Annotated in this window: 1 protein-coding gene and 2 pseudogenes; all 3 read left to right on the top strand. The window is 61.3% G+C overall.

All coding sequences use genetic code 11. The annotated features are described in order from the left end of the window. Positions 1 to 351, top strand: a pseudogene (locus V6C16_RS13005) (proton-conducting transporter membrane subunit); the annotation flags it as partial. After that, the gene (locus V6C16_RS13000) at positions 348 to 1289 is read left to right on the top strand and encodes a respiratory chain complex I subunit 1 family protein (protein WP_333543409.1); all 942 of its coding nucleotides are present in this window, start codon (positions 348 to 350) and stop codon (positions 1287 to 1289) included. The pseudogene V6C16_RS13005 and the gene V6C16_RS13000, both read left to right, overlap by 4 nt. Positions 1290 to 1293: 4 nt before the next feature. Next, positions 1294 to 1523 (top strand): annotated as a pseudogene (locus tag V6C16_RS12995) (hydrogenase-4 component E); the annotation flags it as partial.

Raw genomic sequence — 1523 nt, 5'->3', positions numbered from 1 at the left:
AGGCGGCGCAGCGTGGGCAGCATGCCCACCTGGGGTTGCGGCTATCAGGGCGGTACGGCCCGCATCCAGTACACCGATGCCGGATTTTCCGAGCCGCTCGGCAAGATATTCGCCCCCGGTATGGGCCTGAAAGTGCGCATGCAACTGGATTCGCGGCTGTTCCCCGCCAAGGGCGACGTGAGCGTCTCCGCCCCCGACCGCCTGCGCAACTCCGTCTACGACCCGCTTTTCGAAGGCATAGAACGCCTGTGCAATGCCTGCAAGATCATGCAGCACGGCAAAATACATCTCTATATTCTTTACATTCTGACCACGGTTGTGGGCCTGCTTATATGGGGACTGAGCGCATGAGACAGGACATCGTCGTCTATTTCGTGCAGTTTGCGCTGGCCCTTGTTCTGGCTCCGCTGCTGCCCGGCATTATCAACAGGGTCAAGGCCAAGTTTGCTGGCAGACACGGCAAGCCACTGCTGCAAACCTACTATGATCTGGCGCGGCTCATGCGCAAGGGCGAAGTCATCAGCCGCACCACCACCTGGGTTTTCGCCTGCGGCCCGGCTATAGCCCTGGCGACCGCGCTTTGCGCCATCGCCCTGCTGCCTCTGGGCGGGGCGGCCTCGCCTCTGGCTTTCGGCGGTGACTTTATTCTGGCAGCCTATCTGCTGGGTATGGGCCGTTTTGCCATCATGCTTTCGGCGCTTGATACAGGCTCGGCTTTTGAGGGTATGGGCGCAAGCCGTGAGGCCACTTTCGCGGCATTGGCCGAACCGCTCTTTTTTCTGGCGCTGCTGGTGCTGACCAGCGTCACCCTGGACATGGGACGCGGCCCGCACGCGGCCTTTTCGCTTTCATCCATGTTCGGGGGGCAGATTGCCGGAGCCTGGGCCATGGGCCGGGGCGAGCTGCTGCTTTTGCCCTGTATTTTCTTCATTCTGCTGCTGGTGGAAAACTGCCGCATTCCCGTGGATGATCCCAATACTCACCTGGAACTGACCATGATCCACGAGGTCATGGTGCTGGACCACTCCGGTCCCAATCTCGCCATGATTGTTTACGGCGCGGCCCTCAAGCTGTGGTTCTTTTCGGCCCTTATCGCCGGACTGGTTACGCCCGCCCTGCCCCTGTGGCAGCAGGCGGGGCTGCGTGTGCTCATAGTCCTGCTGCTGGCCGTGGTCGTGGGCATTGTGGAATCTGTCATGGCGCGTCTGCGCATGGACCGTGTACCCTACCTGCTCGGCGGTGCATCGGCCATGGCGGCGCTGGCGCTCATTCTGACCCAGGCGAGGTAGAAGCATGGAATCTCTTTTACAATCCTGCCTGTTTCTGCTCATGCTGAACAACCTGCTCATGCTGGGCACAACACGGCTCATGTGGCTCATACGCCTTACCGCATTTCAGGGCATACTGCTGGCGGCCATGCTGCTCAGTCTGGACCATGCCCTGCTGGCAGGGGCTGTTCTGCTTATCAAGGGCGCCTTGCTGCCGGGGCTGCTGTGGCGCACCCGCGAACGGCTGCACGCCCG

This window comes from Desulfovibrio sp. 1188_IL3213 (assembly GCF_036763145.1).
GTDB lineage: Bacteria > Desulfobacterota > Desulfovibrionia > Desulfovibrionales > Desulfovibrionaceae > Desulfovibrio.
Note: the sequence above shows the minus strand (reverse complement) of the source record. Positions and strands in the feature narration are given on the sequence as shown.

Bases quoted from the DNA above. Each gene is read 5' to 3' on its own strand.
- V6C16_RS13000 (WP_333543409.1), top strand. From the start codon at position 348: ATGAGACAGGACATCGTCGTCTATTTCGTGCAGTTTGCGCTGGCCCTT.